We start from the raw sequence: 18,569 nt of genomic DNA, 5'->3' as shown, positions 1-18,569 counted from the left end.
CATGACAGAATCGGTCCGTATCCAGAACCTTGTCAAGGCGTTCGACAATCCTGACAAAACGGCCAAGCCGGTCTTGGCCGTCGACACCGTCAGTCTTGATATCAAACCGGGGGAGCTGGTGACACTGCTTGGCCCGTCAGGCTGTGGCAAAACCACCTTGCTGCGGATGGTCGCAGGGTTTGAGGAACCCACCGCAGGCGAGATATATTTTGGCGACCGGCATATGAACAACGTGCCGCCGAACCGGCGCGATGCGACGATGGTATTTCAGTCCTACGCGATCTTTCCGCACCTTAGCATCTTTGAGAATGTCGCCTTTGGCCTGCGCCTGAAGTCGCTCAAGACTGCCGCGCTGGAAAAGCGGGTGACGGATGTGCTGGATATGGTCGGGCTGTCGGGCATGGCGAACCGCTCTCCGAACCAACTCTCGGGTGGGCAGCAGCAACGGGTGGCACTGGCCCGCGCCATCGTGATGGAGCCGCGGTTGCTGTTGTTTGATGAGCCGCTGTCAAACCTTGACGCCAAGCTGCGCGACCAGATGCGGGTGGAGATCCGCGAGTTGCAACAGCGGCTGGGGATCACCAGCCTTTATGTGACCCATGATCAAATTGAGGCGATGAGCATCTCGGACCGCATTGTTATCATGCGCGGCGGCAAGGTCGAACAGGTCGGCACCCCCCGAGAGATCTATGCCCAACCCGCCAATCGTTTCGTTGCCGAATTCATCGGCCGCGCGAATTTTATGTCAGCAAAGGTGGTCGATCAAAACACGGTCAGCGTCGCGGGCACGCAGCTTGCAGTTGCCACCCCGCTGGAGGCTGCACCGGGTACCGATGTCACCTTGCTGATCCGGCCCGAATTCATCACGCTTTCGGCCAGTGAAGGGATGCTTGCCGGCAGCGTGAAACGGGTGATGTTTCTGGGCAATCTGACCGAATATCTGGTCGAGGTTCCGGGAACCGAGCCGTGGCTGATTGAGCTGAGCGGGGCCGACAGCGGCATCTTTGCGGTTGGCGAAACCGTCAACCTGTCGCTGCCCGCCGCTGCGCTGCATGTGTTGATGGAATAGCTGTTCTAGATCAACAGAACCTGCGTTCCGACTTTGGTCAAGTCGAACAACTGCGCGATATGTTCGTTGTAAAGCCCGACACAGCCGTTTGAGGACCGGCGACCGATCTTGCGCGTGTCATGTGTGCCGTGGATCCGGTAATAGGTCCAGGACAGATGCAGCGCATGGGTGCCCATCGGGTTCTCTGGCCCCGGCCCCACCACATCGGGCCATTCGGGGTTACGCTTTTTCATTTCTGGCGTTGGCCGCCACGTTGGGCCGACAACTTTTTTAACGATCTCGGTCCGGCCCAAACGTGTCAAATCGTCGGTCAGCGGAACCGAGGTCGGGTACAGCTTGTAGATGGATTGGTCTTCTGACCAGAAATGGAGCGCGCGCGATCTGGTATCAACCAAAATCGCCCCGTTCTTGGTGTCCGAGAAATAGGGTTGCCAATCGAGCATCCGAAAACTGGAGATGTTATTGCGGGCCGTGCTTTGCGGCTCAAACTCGGTGGTACCATCCTGCGCAAATCCGGGAACAGCCGACATAGCCAAACCGGCAGTGGCCGCACCCAAAAGCGTACGACGGTTCAAATTGATGGCGCGGACGGTTTTCATCCGACGAACTCCTTTTACGTTTCTGTTGCGCAAGATAACCCCTATTGGTGTCTTTTTCAAATCACAGACCTGTTGATTGGCCAAGTCACGCAGAGTTGCGTTTGCTCATGCTTGTGCGAACAGCTAAAGACAAGCGTGGCTTGCACCGAATGGAATCTAAATGAAAGCTCTATCAGTTATCGTCGTCTGCGCCTCATTTGCGCTTGCAGCATGTGGAACAGGTACCCAGATCCGGGTGGGCAGCGATGGACGCCCATTGCCACAGGTTTATACCATATCTGGTGGGCAAGAAGACAAGATCCCCTTCCGGTTGCTTGATTCCGTCAACGCATTGCGCGGCGCCAAAGGGGCCGCGCCGTTGCGCTACAACGCCCAGCTGAATGCCGCGGCAGCGACCCATTCACGCGACATGTCGGTGCAGAATCGGCCGTGGCATTTCGGGTCTGACGGATCGTCGCCCTTGGACCGTGTCAGACGCGTTGGCTATACCGGGCATCTGATCGGTGAAAATATTTCTGAAACATTTGAAACAGAGCTTGAGACACTGTCGGCATGGATGGCAGAGCCAAACACGCGTGAGGTGATCATGGACCCCAAGGCCACCGAAATCGGTTTTGCATGGTTCCAAGAGCAGAACGGCAAGATCTGGTGGACAATGGTGACGGGCACCTAAGCGCCGGTCGTAACCAGTCAGCGGTAGATGTGGATCGGCGTTCCGTCGCGAACCATCGCATAGATATCCTCCATCTCGCGATCGGTCACCGCGATGCAGCCCCAGGTCCAGTCGCCCTTGTTGCGCCCGCTATAGCCGGTTCTGCCGTGGATAAAGATATCACCGCCCGGCTCTTTGCCGCGTGACTTGGCATAGGCGATATCGGCCTTGTTGGGATAGCTGATCCCGATCGACAGGTGGAACTGACTGCGCGGATTGCGACGGTCGATGTAATAAAGCCCCTCTGGCGTTTTGCCGTCGCCCTCAAACTGTTTGTGACCCTCGGGGGCAAAACCCAGCGCCATGTCATAGGTTTTCAAAATCTTGCCGTGGTGGAACAGCTGCATTTTGCGCGCGTCCTTATAAACCACGACCTTGGTCACCTCTGGCCCTTTATAGGTGCGGAACTTCGGGTCGCCACCACAGGCCGCAAGGCCCAGAACCACAAATAGTACCGCAATAAGTCTTAGCGCCCGCATAATATGCCTCATGTGTTTCCTGCATCGCAGGTTCTTGTACCCTCTACGCTGGTTTACGCTAAAGGCACAGCGGCTTTCGCCATGTTCACTATTTCTTATCGCGGTTAATATTTTCCAAATGCCGCTCGATGACCGCAAGGCGCTGACGGATATCATCGCGGTATTCATCGGTCCTCAGGTTGTCCGCCTCATTGTGCGCATCCTGCATGGAATTCACGATAAGGCCGACCAGAAGGTTCACCACGGCAAAGGTTGTCACCATGATGAAAGGCACGAAAAAGCCCCAGGCATAGGGGAATACCTCCATCACAGGGCGCACAATTCCCATCGACCAGCTTTCCAACGTCATGATCTGGAACAAGGAATAGGCCGATTGCCCGAGAGAGCCGAACCACTCAGGGAAATCCGCCCCGAAAAGTTTCGTCGCCATCACCGCCCCGATATAAAAGATGATCGCCATCAACACAAAGACCGAGCCCATCCCCGGAAGGGCCGTCACAAATCCCTCAACCACGCGGCGCAGCGATGGCGCCACAGAGATAACGCGCAGCACCCGCAATATTCGCAACGCCCGCAGCACCGAAAGCGATTGCGCCCCCGGAAGCACCGCGATGCCAATGATAACCGCATCAAAAATATTCCACCCGGATTTGAAAAACCGCAAATCAAAGGCAAACAGCTTGAGCAAGATCTCGATGACGAAAATCGTCAGGCAAAGCGTATCCAGCAACCGGATTAACGGGCCAAACGCATCCATGACAGGTTGCGAGGTTTCCATACCCAAGAGCACGGCGTTAAACAAAATAACACCGATGATAAATCGTTGCGTGGCAGGGTTATTGATCAGATCGGCAACGCGCTGGCGCAGGGTCATCGGGGGCTCATGGTTCAAGTTTCTATACGCCGCTTACAGGCTAAAACGGGCGGCAAGCTCCACATGGGCAGACCAGCGGAACTGGTCAATAGGCTGCACCCAATCAAGTTTATATCCCGCATCCAGCAAAATCCGTGCATCACGCGCAAAAGTGACAGGATTACACGAAACAAAGGCAATTACCGGCACACGCGCGGCGGCCAGCGTTTTGGTCTGCGCCTCGGCCCCTGCGCGCGGCGGGTCAATCACCACGGCTTGCACCTTTTTGAACTCATCCGGTTCCAGCGGGCGGCGGAACAGATCGCGGGCCTCGGTGGTGATACGTTTAAGGCCCTCGGCCATCCGCCAGCCTTTATCAAGGGCGGTGGTCATCGCCGCGTCGCCTTCAACGGCGTGAACCTCGGCCGTTTCCGCCAAGGGCAAGGCAAAGGTGCCTGCACCCGCAAAAAGGTCGGTGATGCGTTTGGCATTGCCCACGGCCTCTTGCACCGCAGCCAAAAGATCGGCCTGACCTTCCTCGGTTGCCTGCAAAAACGCGCCGGGGGGTGGGGCGACATGGGCGCGGCCCATCGCCTGCATGGGGGCGGTGCGCAGGGCGATCACCTCATCCTTCCACGTCAGCCGTGACAGGTTATGGGCCTCGGCCACGCGCGCCAGTTCAAACCGCAGCTGCCCGTCCAGCGGCTTGCCGCCCGTCACCATTACATCCGGCCCCGCAAGGGTGCGTGTCACCGTCAGCGCCAGTTCCGTTTTCCGCGAACCACCCGCCATGACCAAGGCCTCAAGCGCAGGGAAAGCGGCCTTCAGATCCGGGTGCAGAAGCTGACATTGCGGCACCGCCACCAATGTATCCGAGCCGCGCGCATGAAAGCCCAAAAGCGTGCCGCCCTTGGTGCGCCGCCCTGCAATCGTCGCCCGCCGCCGCGATAGGGGGGGCGAGGTCTTGATCGGCCGCAACGACATCTCGATCCCCTGCCCCGCCAGCGCCGAGCGCACGACATCGGTTTTCCATTCCGCCACAAAATCATCATTTGCATGCTGCACCAAACAACCGCCACAGCTGCGCGCATGGGTACAGGGCGGGCGCACACGGTTGGGCGACGGCGTGATGATACGCGGCTTTTCCAGACGGTTGCCCACCAGATCGCCTTCGACCACCTCACCGGGCAGCACTTGCGCCACAAAAATCGGGCCGTTTTCGCCCTGTGCAATCGCGTCGCCCAAATGGCCAAGCCGTTCGATGGTTACTATCACTCTGCTGCCTCTTCCGATCCAATGAAGCCGCCGGATTGACGGCTCCAATAGCGCGCGTAAAGCCCGTCTTGGGCCAAAAGCGCGTCATGACTGCCTTCTTCGACTATGCGACCATTGTCCAGCACAACAATGCGGTCCATCTCGGCAATCGTTGACAGACGGTGCGCAATGGCCAGCACGGTTTTGCCCTCCATCACGCGGCCAAGGGTGGTTTGAATGGCGGCCTCCACCTCACTATCAAGCGCGCTTGTCGCCTCATCCAACACCAAAATCGGTGCGTCTTTGAGGAACGTCCGCGCCAATGCGATCCGCTGCCTCTGCCCGCCCGAAAGCTTGACACCCCGTTCACCCAGATAGGCGTCATAGCCCTTGCGGTCATTGTGATCGACCATAGTGGTGATGAAATCATGCGCCTCGGCCGCGCGGGTCGCCGCCATCACCGCCTCATCATCCGCGTCAGGGCGGCCATAGCGGATGTTGTCGCGCGCCGAACGGTTGAACATCGCGGTTTCCTGCGTGACCATACCGATTTGCCGACGCAAGCTTTCTTGTGTCACCTCGCGCACATCATGTCCGTCGATCAAAACAGCGCCTTTTTCGGCATCATAGAGCCTTAAAAGCAAGGAAACCAAGGTGGATTTACCCGCCCCCGATGCCCCCACGATCCCCAGCTTTTCGCCCGCGCGAATGGTCAAATTGATGTTTTCCACCCCGCCGCGCCTGCGACCATAAGCAAAGGTTACATTGTCAAAGGTTACCTCGCCCTTCACCCGGGGCAAGCTTATCGCCTTCGGATTGTCGGCCAATGTGTGGGGAACGGCCAGCGTCTGCATCCCGTCCTCAACCTCGCCCACCGAAGTATAGATCGACATCAGCGTAAAGCTGACCCAGCCCGACATTTGCGCAATCCGCATAGAGATCGCACCCGCCGCCGCAATCGCCCCCGCCGTCGTCTGGCCATTCGTCCAAAGCCAGATCGTGCCGCCGATCAACAACAAGGGCAGCGCCCCCGCCAAAGTCATCAGTGAAAACCGGAACAGGGTCGAGATTTGGCCAAACTCCAACGAGCGGTCGCGGAATACCTGCATCGCCTTCAGGGCCACGCGGTCCTCGAACGCGGCATGCGCAAACAGCTTTACCGTTTTGATATTGGTGATCGTATCAACCACCTGCCCCGAAACCATCGCCCGCGCCGAGGCACGTGCCGCCGAATTGACCCGCACCCGCGGCATGAAAAAGCGGATGGTGAACACAAAAGCCACCAGCCACGCAAGCAATGCCAGTCCCACGCGAAAATCCACCGCAACCAGAAACACAGCCGACCCGATCACCGAGGCCAGCGCAAAGGCCACCGTGTTGATCACCTCGGTTGCTACATCCGTGACCGCGCGCGCCGCCTGCATCTGTTTTTGCGCGATCCGCCCGGCAAAATCATTGTCAAAGAACGTAACCGCCTGCCCCAAGGTCCAGCGATGCAGCCGCGACAACACCAGCGGCAACACATTCGGCCCCACGATAATGGAGTTGGACGCAGCCGAAGCTGCAAAGGCCAAGGGTCGCAGTATCAGGTAAAATCCGACAAAACCAACCAAGAGCCAGAAATGTTGGGTAAAAAAAACCTCGGCCCCTGTTTCCACGGCAGCGTCGATCACCCAGCCAAGGAAGAGGGCCGAGATTACCTCCATCCCGCCGGCAATCGCAGACAGCACCCCGGCAAGAAGGAGCATCAGCCAACTGCCTGAAAGGCACCAGCGGAAGAACGCGCCAAGCGTTTGCGGAGGGGGGCCGTCTGCAGGGCGAAAAGCCTCAATCAAGCCGCCGATACGGGTCACAATGCTCATTCCAAATCCTTTGTCACCACAGGCCCAGCGCGGCGGTCCAAGTATTGATATAGTGCCGCAGAGGCAAAAGCGAAACCTCACGCCAGAAGATCGGCCTTCGTCAAAGCAAATCCGGATGCGATCCAGCGATCCTCTAACATGCGCAACTGCGCGCCAAGGGCAGCACCCTGAAACGCGGGCATTAGGTCGGCGGCAGAAATCGGCAGCCCCGCCTGCGCACCAAGCTGCACCTGCGCTTTCCAATTCTCTGGCGGTGGGGTCTCAAGCATTGCCGCACGCGACAGCGTAATCACCCCGGCCATATCCGCGCCAAAACGATAGCCAAGCTCTGCCGGGCTACGCATATTGCCAACCTCTTTGCGGATCAGCGTGATTTGGGCTAGGTCGCTTCGCGACAAACGCAGGGTTTCAACCGCACCGCCTAAGACCGCCAAACGCCCTTGCCATGAACGCAGCCCGAAATGCACCGCAATCGGCAAGGCACGCGCATCAGCCCCCGGCAAAGCAGCCGCCAAGATGCCCGATTGCGCCATGCTTGCCACGGCAAGCGACGGATCGGGTGCAGACAGCAGCTTGCAAAATTCAGCACCGACACGTTCGCGTGAAAGTTTCTCTATTCCTGCAGAATTTGCAGCACAGGCGGCCAGGCCTTCGGCATCGAGGCCCAGCAATGGGTCACCATACCACGCAAAAAACCGAAAGAACCGCAGGATGCGCAGATAGTCTTCGGTAATGCGCTGCGTTGCATCCCCGACAAACCGCACGCGGCGCGCCCTTAGGTCAGGCAAGCCGCCCAAAGGGTCGACAACCGCGCCATCACTGCGGGCATAAAGCGCGTTCATGGTGAAATCACGACGCGCGGCATCCATCGCCACCTCGGTTGCAAAGCGCACAGTGGCGTGACGACCATTGGTTTCCACGTCCTGCCGAAAGGTCGTCACCTCATGCGCCAAGCCCTTGGCAATGACCGTAACAGTGCCATGGTCGATGCCGGTGGGTACGGCATTGAAACCCTGTTTTTCTGCTATATTAGTGACTGTTTGCGGCAAAGCATCGGTGGCAATATCGATATCATTCACAGGCGCGCCCAAAAGCGCGTTGCGCACACAGCCGCCCACGAATAGCGCCTGATAGCCCTCGGCCTCTAATGCGTGGCACAGGGCTTGCGTTCCCGCATGATGTAGCCAATCGCCCTCTACCTTCATGCTTTCAACCTTTCGGCTAGGCTGAACAACATGCGCGCCGTGGCACCCCAGATGTAATAGGGGCCGTAAGGCGCGGTATAATAGCGCCGCATACTGCCCTGCCAAAAGCGCGCCTCGATCCGGAAATTGGCCGGGTTCGTGACGAAATCCAGCGGCACGGAAAAGACCTCTTCGACCTCACCCGCCTCGGGGATGGGGGTAAAGGGCGCGGTGATCTGTGCCAAAAAGGGTTGGACGGTAAAGCCTGTTACGGTTTCATGGCTGGGCAAGCTGCCCAAAACCTGCACCAGATCTGCAGGCAGCCCCACCTCTTCATGCGCTTCGCGCAGGGCGGCGGCGGCGGGACTTGTATCCGTTGCCTCCACTTTTCCGCCCGGAAAAGAGATCTGACCCGGATGATGCTTGAGGTGCGACGCCCGCTTGGTCAGCAAAACACGCGGGCCGTCTGGAAATTCTTGCACGGCGATCAGAACGGCGGCCGCACGTAAAACCCGCCCCGGTGGCAAAACCGTTTCGGGGTTTAGATCGAAATCCGAAGATGCGCCGGCTTTGCCAAGCAAAGCACGGCGCAAGACATCAGCCTCCATTGGCCTCAACCCCAAGCGTTTTCGGATCAAGCACGTAATGCGCGCCGCAGAACTGACAATCGGCGGTCAAAACACCCTCGTCAGTTGTCATTTCCGCGATATCATCGGCACCATAGATCGACAGGGACTGACGCACGCGGTCCTCGGAACAGGTACAGCCGAAACGGATAGGCTGGGTGTCAAAGACACGTGGCTGCTCTTCGTGGAACAGGCGGATCAACAGATCGGTCGGCGCAACCTGTGGGCCGATCAGCTCCAGCTCCTCCACGGTGTCCAAAAGCAGGTTCACACGGTTCCAGTTTTCACCTTCATCGCCGTCAACCAGATCGCTATGCGACAGCAGGCCATCCTCACCCGATCCGCCCTCATCCGTGGCATAAGGCGATGCTTTGGGCATCATCTGCAACATCATGCCGCCGGCGCGCCATTGAGCACCTTCTCCGGGCAGGGTGCTTTGGCCAAAGCTTAGCTGAAAGCGGGTCGGCAATTGTTCGGACTGGGCGAAATAGGTTTCCGCGCAATCCGAAAGCGAGGTGCCCGCGATTGGTGTGATGCCTTGGTATGGCACCATGCCCTCGCCCTGATCGATCAGAATGGCAAAGAAGCCCTCACCGATCAGGCTAAACGGGTCCACCCCGGTTAGATCCGCATCCGGATCAAAACTGGCGTAGGCGCGCAAACGGGCTGGATCACCGTCCTCGGTCGGGCCGTAATAATCGGTCGCGATCAAGCTGACCGGACCATTGCCGCGAATTTGCAGCGACAGCTTCCAGCGTAATTTGATCATCTGGCCGATCAGCGCGGTCAAAAGCGTGGCTTCGGCGACCAGCGCCTCTACCGCAGCCGGATATTCATGTTGTTTCAGTACAGAATCCAACGTCCCATCCAGCCGCACAACACGGCCCCGGACGTCAGAGTGATCAAGCTGAAATGGAAGGACTGTATCGTCCCAAGCAATTTTTGTTCCGATGGTCATGGGGGTTCCCTTGGCAAGCCAGCCTTGGCATACATCTAAGATATAGGTAGGGCAACCAAAGGACCAAGGGCAAAGGATGATCAAAAGCTATGGCGGTGCGCCAAAACCTGACAAACACTACATCCGCCGCCCCGGCGCCTATGCGATTTTGATCCGCGACGGGGACATGCTTGTCACCCGTCAAACAGACCCTGCACCGGAAATCCAGCTTCCTGGCGGCGGCATTGACAAAGGTGAACATCCGATCACAGCCCTGCACCGCGAAGTGATGGAGGAAACCGGCTGGCGGATGACGCTTTTGTCCCGCTTTGGCACCTTTCGGCGGTTCACCTTCATGCCCGAATACGACATCTGGGCCGAAAAGGTTTGCACCATCTTCGTTGCCCGCCCCACCTTGCAAATATCAGAACCGACCGAACCCGGACATGAGGCGCTCTGGCTGCCGCCACATCTGGCCCTTGAGGTGCTTGGGAACCCGGGCGATCGCGCGATGATGCAGCGTTTCCTTAGCAAAACTTACGGTAATCGGCGATGATCTCATCAATGCTGTCGTAATAATAGAGCTTTGACTGATAGACCAAAACGCCAGAGTCGCAATAATCGCGGATCGTGCTTTCGGAATGCGAAATCATGATGACACGGGCATCGCGAATTTTATCATGCAGCGCGGCCGAGCTTTTCTTTTTGAACCGGCGGTCGCCAACTGCGGTGATCTCGTCAATCAGGTAGCATTCGAAGTTGATCGCAAGCGAGAGCCCGAAGGCCAGCCGCGCCTTCATCCCGCTGGAATAGGTAGAGATCGGCAGATCAATGGATTTGCCCAATTCGGCAAATTCCTGAACATCCGCCAGCACACGTCTGGAATCCTCGCCATAGATGCGGGCCACAAAGCGCACATTTTCGACGCCGGTCATCAAGCCGTTAAAGCCAGACGCAAACCCAAGCGGCCAGCTTACCTTTTCGTCACGGCTTACCACGCCCGAGGTGGGCAATTCGATCCCCGCCATCATCCGCATGATGGTGGATTTTCCGGCCCCGTTATGCCCCATGATTGCGATATTCTTGCCCGTCTCAAAAGCAAAGGAGGCCTCATCCAGAATGACCTTGCGAACGTTCTTGACGTTATAAATCTTGGTGACGGTATCAAATTCGATCATATTACGCTCGCTGCTTGCGGGTCATGCGTTCCCAGAACAAGCCCAACAACACCATGATGGTGGCAACGGAAAGCGGATAGCCAATGTTCAGCACATCGCTTTCATAATTCGGATAATAGCCTTCGCGGGTCCATTCCACCAGATGCAGGATCGGATTCCATTTGATCACCGCAATCGCCTGAGGCGGCAGATTGGACGGGATATAAAACACGCCGGACAGGAAAAACAACGGGCGACCAAGGATCTTTTCGATATGCTGCCAAACCTGATTTCGTTGATACAGGATGGCATTCAGCGTCCCTATCCCAAACCCCAGAAAACAGGTGCTGAGAAACGCAAGGATCAACTTGTCGGGATGGGCCGGCAGATCCGCCAGGCCAAGGCCGATCAGCCCGCCATAAAAAAGCGTATTGATGATCACAAAGGTACAGGCAATCAACGTCCAGCGCGCAAAAAGCGTGTCCGTTTCCTTGATCATCGGATAGGTCAGCAGCGCCTTATTTGACGTAAACGCCCGCATGAGCGACACGCTGATCTTGTTATAAAGCTCTAGCGTCAGGATGGCCGTCGAAAAGAAAAGCGCAAGCGAGGCACCATAGGGCGATTGCCGACCTGCGATATAAAACAGAAACACCATAAAAGAGATCGACACAAGCGGTTGGATGATCGCCCACAAATACCCCATGTGCGAGGAACCGAATGTCATTCTGGTTTCTCGCAAAACAAGGGCCACGATGACCCGTATCTGTGTGACGATCAGCTCCATGCTAGCGAAGGTGGTCACGAACGGCAAAAACCACAAGCGAACCGATCGCCCAAATCGCGAATGCGATGGCCGCAACCAGAAGGCTGTTGCGGATACGGTTCGGATAGACGGCGTCATCGGGCTCAAACGGGCGCGCAAAAACGGCCAGATAACGTTGCTGACGCCCCGCATCCATCCGCGCGCTTTCCAGTGATGACAGCGCCGAGGCATAGCGTTGCTGCGCAAAGGTCTGCTCTATGTTCAGCCCTTCGAACTTGCTTAGCGCATCCGCCGAGACCGCCCCCCCTCTGACAGTTTCACCAGATCCCATCGCCGCGCGCCGCTGGTCGATCTGCTCTTGCAATGCCTCTGCCTGCAAAACCAGTTGCCGCAGCACCAAGGCGCTTGGATCGACCGAGGCACGCAAGATCTGGATCCGCGCGTTCAGCTCCGCCAGTTGTGTATCCAGCCGTGCGATCAGCTCTGCGTCCAGTTGGGCATTTACCGTCGGGTTGAAGGACCCGCTAGAGGACCGCAACTCTCGCAAGGCAATCTGCGCCGCAAAAAGCCTGCCTTCGGCAAGCTCCACCTCATTTGTGGCAAAGCGCAATGAATCAAGCCGCGCCTTTTCGGACAGCTCGTTAATCAGGTTATCCGCCGCCGCCAAAACCGCCTCTGCCAGCCTATGCGCCATCTCGGGGTCAAACGCCTGCACCTCAAAGGTCACAATGCCGGCCGTGCTGTCATAGGTGGTCGTTATCCGGCGCTGCCAGTATTCGACGAAATCCTCAAAGGGGACACCCTTGGGAAAGCGCGAGATAAAGTCGATATCGGGGTTGGAAAAATGCTCTTGCAGATTCAGCTCATTGTCGAGGTCGCGCAAAAGATCGGGGCTCAGCATATATTTGCGGATGATATAGCTGTCAGAGGTGGTGGAGCCGGTCGAGGCCAACCCCGTAAACGAGCTTACAAGGTCCGACGGTCCCCCGCTTTCAAGGCCGCGCACCACAAAGCTGGCCCCCGCAGCATAGCGATCACTGGCAAGAAACGCATAATACAGCCCGCCGAAAACAGCAGGCAGCACAAACAGTAACAGAAACGACAGGGTCAGCCTGCGCTTGCTCTTCTTTTGGCGCCCGACCTGCCGCGGCATCTTTTGAACGCCCGAAGGCCCCGAAGCGGGCTTGGCGGCCGGTTTTTCCGGTGTTGCAGGTTTTTCCTCACTCATCAGGCTCTACCCTTTCAATCACCGCTTCTTGCGAATTCTCCGCCAGCAAGGCGCGCACCGTTTCGACAAAGACCTCACCCGGTGGCCGCCCGTAATCGCCAAAGGCATATTTCTGCATTTCCAAGCGTTTGGCGCGCATGGGATCATCCGTATTGGCCGCAGTCAATATATCGGCAAGGTTTTCCAGCTTTGCATCCACCAGATAGGCCGCGCGCAAAGAAGGATAGCGCCATGCGTTTTCCTCTGTATAGAGTTCCGGCAGGATCACAATCAACGGCTTGCCCGAAAACAGATAGTCGATCATGACCGAGGATATATCGGTGATCAACGTATCCACCTCATTGTAAATATCAAAAGGCTCGCTTTCCTGATCGGCAAAGCGGCCATTCGGCCCCAAAGCGGCGGTAATCGCGGCCTTATAGGCCGGCCAATCAGGGTCCTTATAAGACAGCGGATGCGGCTTGAACACGATTTTGGCATTGGGCGTATTCTCCCGTATCCCTGCGATAATCCGCGCAGCGCGATCAAGCGAGGAAAACTGGGTATCCTCATAAAAGCCACGCCATGTCGGCATATAGCCGATAATCGGGGCGGTCGCATCATGCGTCCGGTCGGGATCGGGCTTGATCGCGGCAAGCTGTGGTCGCCCGACGATACGAAACCGTTCTGCCGGAATAGTGACGCCGTTATCACGGTAACGATCAATCGCCATCTGGCCGGCAACAAAGACATAGTCATAAATCTTGGTCAGCACAGAATAGGATGGCGGTTTGTCACTATCACCATGCAAAAGCTGTATGTGTTTGACCATTGGATTCGATGCGACCATTGCACGGTTTTTTTGTGCGTTATTGGCATATAGAACCAACTTTGTCTTTTTCGGCAAAACACTACCGTAAAAGGATGCGTCTTTGACAAGAATGGCGGGGGGCATATCATCGCCCCCGAAAAAGGCCATGTGATGTGCTTCAGTCAGAATAGCGAACCAAGGGCGACCCACTGCATCCAAGGAGTCCTTCCACATTTGCAAATGTTGTGGTTCTGCCAGATCTATGCCTGAAAAGAAGAATGCAATTTCCGCCTGTTGAATCGCCGGAACTTGCACCGCGTCCACCAAAAGCCCCGATTGACTGTTCCCCGCATGCAACCGGAACAACAAGAACAAACAGTAGCGCACTCCGGTATAGGCGGCGGCCAAAAGGACCAAGGCCCAGCCCCCCCCCAGCATAGCCATAACCAGCAAGGCGACCAGGGTGATCCCCGCCAGGCCTAACCGCAACCGTTTATCCATAGGGGATAACGTCACCCGCCCCACCGGATCAGAGGAAACACGAGACGCATCCGCCGCCATGACCTCTTGGCGATGAAACCAGACCGACACGCCGATAACGACAGCGGCGCACAAGCAAAATACGGTGAAATCAATCATTCTTCCCACCTTTCACGGCTTCTGGCGTGTTCAGGTTTTGGATAAATGCGCCAAGCGTCGGGTAAACCGGAATCTCGGCCCCTCTTAGCGACAAGCGCGTCGCGGCAAGCGGGTCGCTTACCCGTATCCGGCCCAATGTGTATGCCGGATCCTCCAGATCATAGTAACCGGCAGGCGCCGCCCCCATGCCCAACCAGATCAGCGGCTTTTGCGCCTCGATCAAAGCGTCATAGGCGTTGGTGCCATGGGTACAGAATATCTCACAGCTATTGGCCGCAAAGGCGAAATTTCCAATATTCTCGGTCAGCCTGCGCGAGAGCTTCGGATCTGCCCGCCATGCAGCAATGACACGGGCAAGCCGATAAAGCGATGCCGCTTTTGCCCCCGCCTCGGATGAATAGGTGATGGTGACATGAACATCTTCCATCACCTTCAAACAGTCCAGAATGGCCAAAATCTGATCGACAACCCCGAAACTATCGTCCCCAAAATCCGACGGCTGAACAAAGATCCCAACTGTCGGCTCGGTTGAAATGCGCCCGTGCTGACAATTGATCGCACCGGAAGAGCCGCCCGCAACCACAATCTTGTCCCCAATTGCGGCGCTGGAATTTTTGATCCACGTTCTGGCTACATCGGTATTGGGCGCAACAATCCAGTCATAAAGTTCAAAGTTTTGCGGCAGCATTGCCTCTTTCAGCACCCCGCCATGCGCAACAAGGACGTGGTTATACTGGCTAAACCGCGTGAAGTGGCCATTCTTGACCGCATCATTGACGTAAAGAATGGTCCGAAGGCCATCCGCAGCATAGTGGTCAAGCTCTTGCATGGTTTGAACAAAGCTGATGCTGGCTGGCCCCGCTTTTGTGATCGGTGCAATCGCTTTTGTCTCACGCGCAATCACCGCAAGGTCGACCCCTTCCTTTTTCAGCTTCGTTACCAAGGCGGTGGAGTTTCCGTATACTTTTGCTTTGGGGTCGCAAATATAATGCCCCACGGTGATGCCAGAGGTGTTTATCTGCGTCGTTGCAAGGGTGGAGTCGACGATTTTAGCCTGTTGCAACCGGTTGTTTACCGCACGCCAGCTTGCATATCCGATCGCCACCCCGCCGAGCGCCAGCACCAAACAGAAAACTGCGGCTGTGCCCAAGGGGATATAAAGCAGGCTCTCACGCATCCCGTTGAAAATGGTCTGGCCGGCAACCATCAATGAGAAGAAGGCGACCCCGACACGCAGGATATAGATGCTCTTCTTGGCCAGCGCAAAATCAGCGCCGCCCTTGGCATGCTTCCAGACGCTTTCATTGGTGCCCAAACGTTGCGCTTCGAGGTCAAGCAAACGCAGCGCGGCAAAATACACCGCCATCGTCACCGCAAAGGCAAACCCCAGCACGGCGCCCGGCCAGAACGCATCGTAAAACCAGCCGATCTGAAGCCAGAACAGGAAGGCAATGACGGGAAGCGGAGTCTCGATATAGCGCAGTTTCTGGATCGGTGCGCCAAAAAGCGTCCGCAGAACCTTGGCCGGAAGCGCCAGGATCGCATGCAACAAGACAGCTTCGACCAAAATCAAGAGCGGTGCAGCCCCCGCAATAAGGCGATTGAATGCCTGCGCAAAGCCGGTTCGCGTGATCTCATCCAAAAATCCGGGCACGGCCTGCAAGACCAGACTTGCAACCGCGATCAAGGCCAGGCCCAAGGTGAAGGTGATTAGTTTCATGGCTCGCCTCTTTGCGTGTTGTGCCAGAACGGGTTTTGACGGACGTAGTCGATCAACCATGCACGACGTTCCGAACCCGTCATATTTTGCAAAGACGGATCATGCCAGCCAAAGGAAATTTCCCGATGGCTACTGTCTATATGCTCTGCATCATCGTAATAGGCGAATATCTTTTTAGCCATGTCATCGCCTGGCATGATCGCCTTACGCTCGTAAAGTTTCGACAATTCCTCGGGGAAAGACTGCATTCGGGACATAACCATATGTGGCACTCTTTGCTTTAGAAAGATGGCCTCCATCCCCGAGATATCACATATCCCCAAGCGGACCTTGATCGGATGACCGTCGCTGATGTCCACCTTTGGCACAGAAGCCAAGGACATGCGACACAGGGCCTTCAGCACAATATTGGCATCGGCCAAGGCAAGCTCTACCGAAAATCCATCAGCGACCAATGCCTTCACACCCTCGATAAACTGGCGGAACAGGCCGCGCCGCAGCAGGCCAAGATAAGGGTGCGGTTTTATGACGATCCTTTGGGTGCCCAAAGCCCGCGCCGCCTGCCGGCAAGCCTCAAACCCGCTTAGATCCGTGATCGAGCTGAAATTGTTGGTCTGGTTGCCATAGCCTTCCCAGGTCGGACAATAGAGCACGGCGCCATCCTCGCCAGAAGCGGCGGGTTGGATCCATGGCTGAGTCTGGACAAAGCTGTCCCCCATCATGATCAGGCGCCCACGATCAACATCATCATGGGTGAAAATATGGTTCCTTATATAGCGGTCCCGCCCAAGGGGGCCTGCCACACATATGTAATCATATAGGCGGGCCGTCGGCCTGTTTGATGCAAATTTGTTACTTTCACCATGTAGGGTCAAAACATGATGAACCTCGCGGTTCGTCACCGCCGTCATATTGGACAGGGAGTTGAACGGATAGAACAGAACCGCATCATCGGCCAACGGCAAATTGCCCGGTTTGACCTTGTGGATGATCAGGTCCTTGGGCAAGGAAAACAGCGCGGTTTGCGCTGTAATAACCTTGCGACGGCGCATCAGTACGGGTGTTTCCGACGCGCTGAATATCCCGTCATCAAAATAGGGGCGGATCTGCCGCAAAGCCAAAATAATAGGGCTATCAAGATAGATCGCCTGCTTCAGTCCCGCCATTCAATTCCGCCCCGCCACTCACGACCTGTCAAAAGCCTGTCTTGGTTGATGCAAGGATCACCCTTCACGCCCACCAATACAGATGTTGGTCAAGTGCGGACAACAAGGTTTTGACTCTTGAGCAACTGTCCAAGCGGTGAAATCATCAATTTGATGATCGAGGCCACCTCATCCGGTTGCATGATCGTGTTCGGATCCTCATCCGGGGCAAGCGTTTTGCGCAGATCGGTCGCACAGCGGCCGGGCGAAAGACAAATGACATCGATGCCATATGGTTTCAATTCTTCGCGTAAGACCTCTGACATGCTGATCACCGCCGCCTTTGACGCGGAATAGGTCAACCAGCCACTCCGACCGCCAATGCCCGCAGTCGAGGCAATATTGATCAGATGCGTCAAAGGGTGATTGTGCCGCAATGCGCCCTGGATCAACTGAAACGGGCTATAGACATTGACCTGCATGGTTTTCTGAAAGTCAGAGATTTCTGCTTCGTTTATCGATGCAGGACGGGTGTATCCGGCATTGTTGACCAGCGTCGTCAGGCGGATTTTCTGGCTGTCCAACACCCCGAACACATAATCGGCCGAGGCGGGATCCGACAGATCCGCCTCCAGCTTCACAACTTCACAGTTGGGGTTGATCGACGCGACATGGTCACAGCCATCCGACAATTCCCGCGACGGCCGCGCCAACATCACGATTTTCGAAAACCCGCTTTCCGGCTGTGCGAGCGATTTTGCCGTCTCAAGCCCGATTCCCCTCGAAGCGCCTGTGATCATGACAGATTTTTGCGGGTGCACTGCTGCTTCAATCATGTTTTCTTACTCTTCATCAGGTTCTCTGCGATGGTAAAATCTTCCTGTGAGGTCACCTTCATATTCCGACTTGAGCCAGTAAGCGCATGCACCCTGGCCTCGGTCATTTTGGTCACCATCACAGAATCTTCGGTGTAGATCTTACCCGCAGCAATTGCGGCTTGATGTGCTTCAATCAGGCTTTCGCGATTGAATTTTTGGGGGAGCTGAACGTCAAATACCTTTGCCCGCGAAACCCCCTTCAGAACCATCTTGGTCTTGCGGTCGATCTTGCACATGGAAAAGGGGATATCGTGGAAATAGCCGGCGTTCCCTTCCGGGTCATCCAGCAATTCCTGATACATCTCCCGGGTAACAAAAGGCCGCGCTGTTTCATGCAACAAGACCGTGTCGTTCTGCGCCGCTTGCGCCAGAATAAACGAGCTGTCCTGTCTGGTCTTGCCACATTCCAGCACTTTGAACGGTTTGCCGCCGGAATAATTGGCCATAACCTCATGGGTTCTATCGTGGAATTCTTTGGGCGCATTGACCAGAATTTCGGAAATGGCGTCTATTTTTGTCGCGGCGATAACGGCATAGGCCATCATCGGATGGCCGCATAATTCGAAAAACTGCTTTGGTTCGTGGTGCCGTGTTCTTGTACCCACGCCACCAGATAACAGCAAAAGCGATGCAGGTTTTTGAGCAAGATCGTTCATGAAGTCTCCGATCAA

19 protein-coding genes are annotated in these 18,569 nt (G+C 56.3%); 3 read left to right on the top strand and 16 right to left on the bottom strand.

All coding sequences use genetic code 11. The features are described from left to right. The first annotated feature begins 1 nt into the window (after position 1). Positions 2–1,069 carry an ABC transporter ATP-binding protein gene (locus tag AKU94_RS09700; protein ID WP_050527068.1) on the top strand — a complete coding sequence of 356 codons (1,068 nt, stop codon included), beginning with the start codon at positions 2–4 and terminating at the stop codon, positions 1,067–1,069. A gap of 5 nt (positions 1,070–1,074) precedes the next feature. Here AKU94_RS09700 and AKU94_RS09695 read toward each other — a convergent pair whose 3' ends face one another. Continuing rightward, positions 1,075–1,668, bottom strand: a complete 594-nt coding sequence (locus tag AKU94_RS09695) for a L,D-transpeptidase (protein WP_050527067.1) — start codon at positions 1,666–1,668, stop codon at positions 1,075–1,077. A gap of 160 nt (positions 1,669–1,828) precedes the next feature. Between AKU94_RS09695 and dalA the strand changes: the two genes are divergently transcribed. After that, positions 1,829–2,341: a divisome-associated lipoprotein DalA gene (gene dalA, locus AKU94_RS09690; protein WP_050527066.1), complete on the top strand. Its 513-nt coding sequence runs from the start codon at positions 1,829–1,831 to the stop codon at positions 2,339–2,341. Between the two features lie 17 nt (positions 2,342–2,358). Here dalA and AKU94_RS09685 read toward each other — a convergent pair whose 3' ends face one another. The 7 genes from AKU94_RS09685 to hslO form a co-directional block, all read right to left on the bottom strand. Next, positions 2,359–2,859, bottom strand: a complete 501-nt coding sequence (locus tag AKU94_RS09685) for a L,D-transpeptidase family protein (RefSeq protein ID WP_050527065.1) — start codon at positions 2,857–2,859, stop codon at positions 2,359–2,361. A gap of 88 nt (positions 2,860–2,947) precedes the next feature. Beyond that, a complete protein-coding gene (locus AKU94_RS09680; RefSeq protein ID WP_050527064.1) occupies positions 2,948–3,733 on the bottom strand; it encodes an ion transporter in 786 nt (261 codons plus the stop codon). 33 nt (positions 3,734–3,766) lie between these two features. Further along, positions 3,767–4,987, bottom strand: coding sequence for a class I SAM-dependent RNA methyltransferase (locus tag AKU94_RS09675; RefSeq protein ID WP_050527063.1), 1,221 nt, complete (start codon positions 4,985–4,987; stop codon positions 3,767–3,769). Beyond that, positions 4,984–6,828, bottom strand: coding sequence for an ABC transporter ATP-binding protein (locus AKU94_RS09670; RefSeq protein ID WP_050527062.1), 1,845 nt, complete (start codon positions 6,826–6,828; stop codon positions 4,984–4,986). Before AKU94_RS09670 ends, AKU94_RS09675 begins: the two co-directional genes overlap by 4 nt. Before the next feature lie 77 nt (positions 6,829–6,905). After that, positions 6,906–8,033, bottom strand: coding sequence for a CCA tRNA nucleotidyltransferase (locus tag AKU94_RS09665; RefSeq protein ID WP_050527061.1), 1,128 nt, complete (start codon positions 8,031–8,033; stop codon positions 6,906–6,908). Further along, entirely contained in the window at positions 8,030–8,620 is a 591-nt protein-coding gene (locus tag AKU94_RS09660) for a CoA pyrophosphatase (protein ID WP_050527060.1), read from the bottom strand. The genes AKU94_RS09665 and AKU94_RS09660 overlap by 4 nt, the downstream gene beginning before the upstream one ends. Beyond that, positions 8,610–9,596, bottom strand: a complete 987-nt coding sequence (hslO, locus tag AKU94_RS09655; protein WP_050527059.1) for an Hsp33 family molecular chaperone HslO — start codon at positions 9,594–9,596, stop codon at positions 8,610–8,612. Before hslO ends, AKU94_RS09660 begins: the two co-directional genes overlap by 11 nt. Before the next feature lie 76 nt (positions 9,597–9,672). Here hslO and AKU94_RS09650 point away from each other — a divergent pair, with 76 nt between their 5' ends. After that, complete coding sequence (locus AKU94_RS09650; protein WP_050527058.1) at positions 9,673–10,131, top strand: NUDIX hydrolase; 459 nt, start codon at positions 9,673–9,675, stop codon at positions 10,129–10,131. On the opposite strand, the gene AKU94_RS09645 is transcribed toward AKU94_RS09650, so the two are convergent. The 8 genes from AKU94_RS09645 to AKU94_RS09610 all read right to left on the bottom strand — a co-directional run bounded on the left by AKU94_RS09645 (position 10,103) and on the right by AKU94_RS09610 (position 18,569). Then, positions 10,103–10,753, bottom strand: coding sequence for an ABC transporter ATP-binding protein (locus AKU94_RS09645; RefSeq protein ID WP_050527057.1), 651 nt, complete (start codon positions 10,751–10,753; stop codon positions 10,103–10,105). The genes AKU94_RS09650 and AKU94_RS09645 overlap by 29 nt on opposite strands. 1 nt (position 10,754) lies before the next feature. Beyond that, the gene (locus AKU94_RS09640; RefSeq protein WP_050527056.1) at positions 10,755–11,519 is read right to left on the bottom strand and encodes an ABC transporter permease; all 765 of its coding nucleotides are present in this window, start codon (positions 11,517–11,519) and stop codon (positions 10,755–10,757) included. Position 11,520: 1 nt separating this feature from the next. After that, positions 11,521–12,726 carry a hypothetical protein gene (locus AKU94_RS09635; RefSeq protein WP_050527055.1) on the bottom strand — a complete coding sequence of 402 codons (1,206 nt, stop codon included), beginning with the start codon at positions 12,724–12,726 and terminating at the stop codon, positions 11,521–11,523. Beyond that, entirely contained in the window at positions 12,719–14,155 is a 1,437-nt protein-coding gene (locus AKU94_RS09630; protein ID WP_050527054.1) for a CDP-glycerol glycerophosphotransferase family protein, read from the bottom strand. The genes AKU94_RS09635 and AKU94_RS09630 overlap by 8 nt, the downstream gene beginning before the upstream one ends. Continuing rightward, the gene (locus tag AKU94_RS09625; RefSeq protein ID WP_050527053.1) at positions 14,148–15,875 is read right to left on the bottom strand and encodes a hypothetical protein; all 1,728 of its coding nucleotides are present in this window, start codon (positions 15,873–15,875) and stop codon (positions 14,148–14,150) included. The genes AKU94_RS09630 and AKU94_RS09625 overlap by 8 nt, the downstream gene beginning before the upstream one ends. After that, positions 15,872–17,041, bottom strand: a complete 1,170-nt coding sequence (locus AKU94_RS09620) for a hypothetical protein (protein WP_050527052.1) — start codon at positions 17,039–17,041, stop codon at positions 15,872–15,874. Before AKU94_RS09620 ends, AKU94_RS09625 begins: the two co-directional genes overlap by 4 nt. An 89-nt stretch (positions 17,042–17,130) precedes the next feature. Next, on the bottom strand, positions 17,131–17,856 hold the full coding sequence (locus AKU94_RS19175) for an SDR family NAD(P)-dependent oxidoreductase (protein ID WP_232295735.1): 726 nt from the start codon (positions 17,854–17,856) through the stop codon (positions 17,131–17,133). Then, complete coding sequence (locus AKU94_RS09610; protein WP_198144883.1) at positions 17,853–18,569, bottom strand: IspD/TarI family cytidylyltransferase; 717 nt, start codon at positions 18,567–18,569, stop codon at positions 17,853–17,855. Before AKU94_RS09610 ends, AKU94_RS19175 begins: the two co-directional genes overlap by 4 nt.

It is taken from the genome of Pseudorhodobacter aquimaris, from assembly GCF_001202025.1.
Taxonomy (GTDB): Bacteria; Pseudomonadota; Alphaproteobacteria; order Rhodobacterales; family Rhodobacteraceae; genus Pseudorhodobacter; species Pseudorhodobacter aquimaris.
This window is presented reverse-complemented; position numbering and strand designations above follow the sequence as displayed.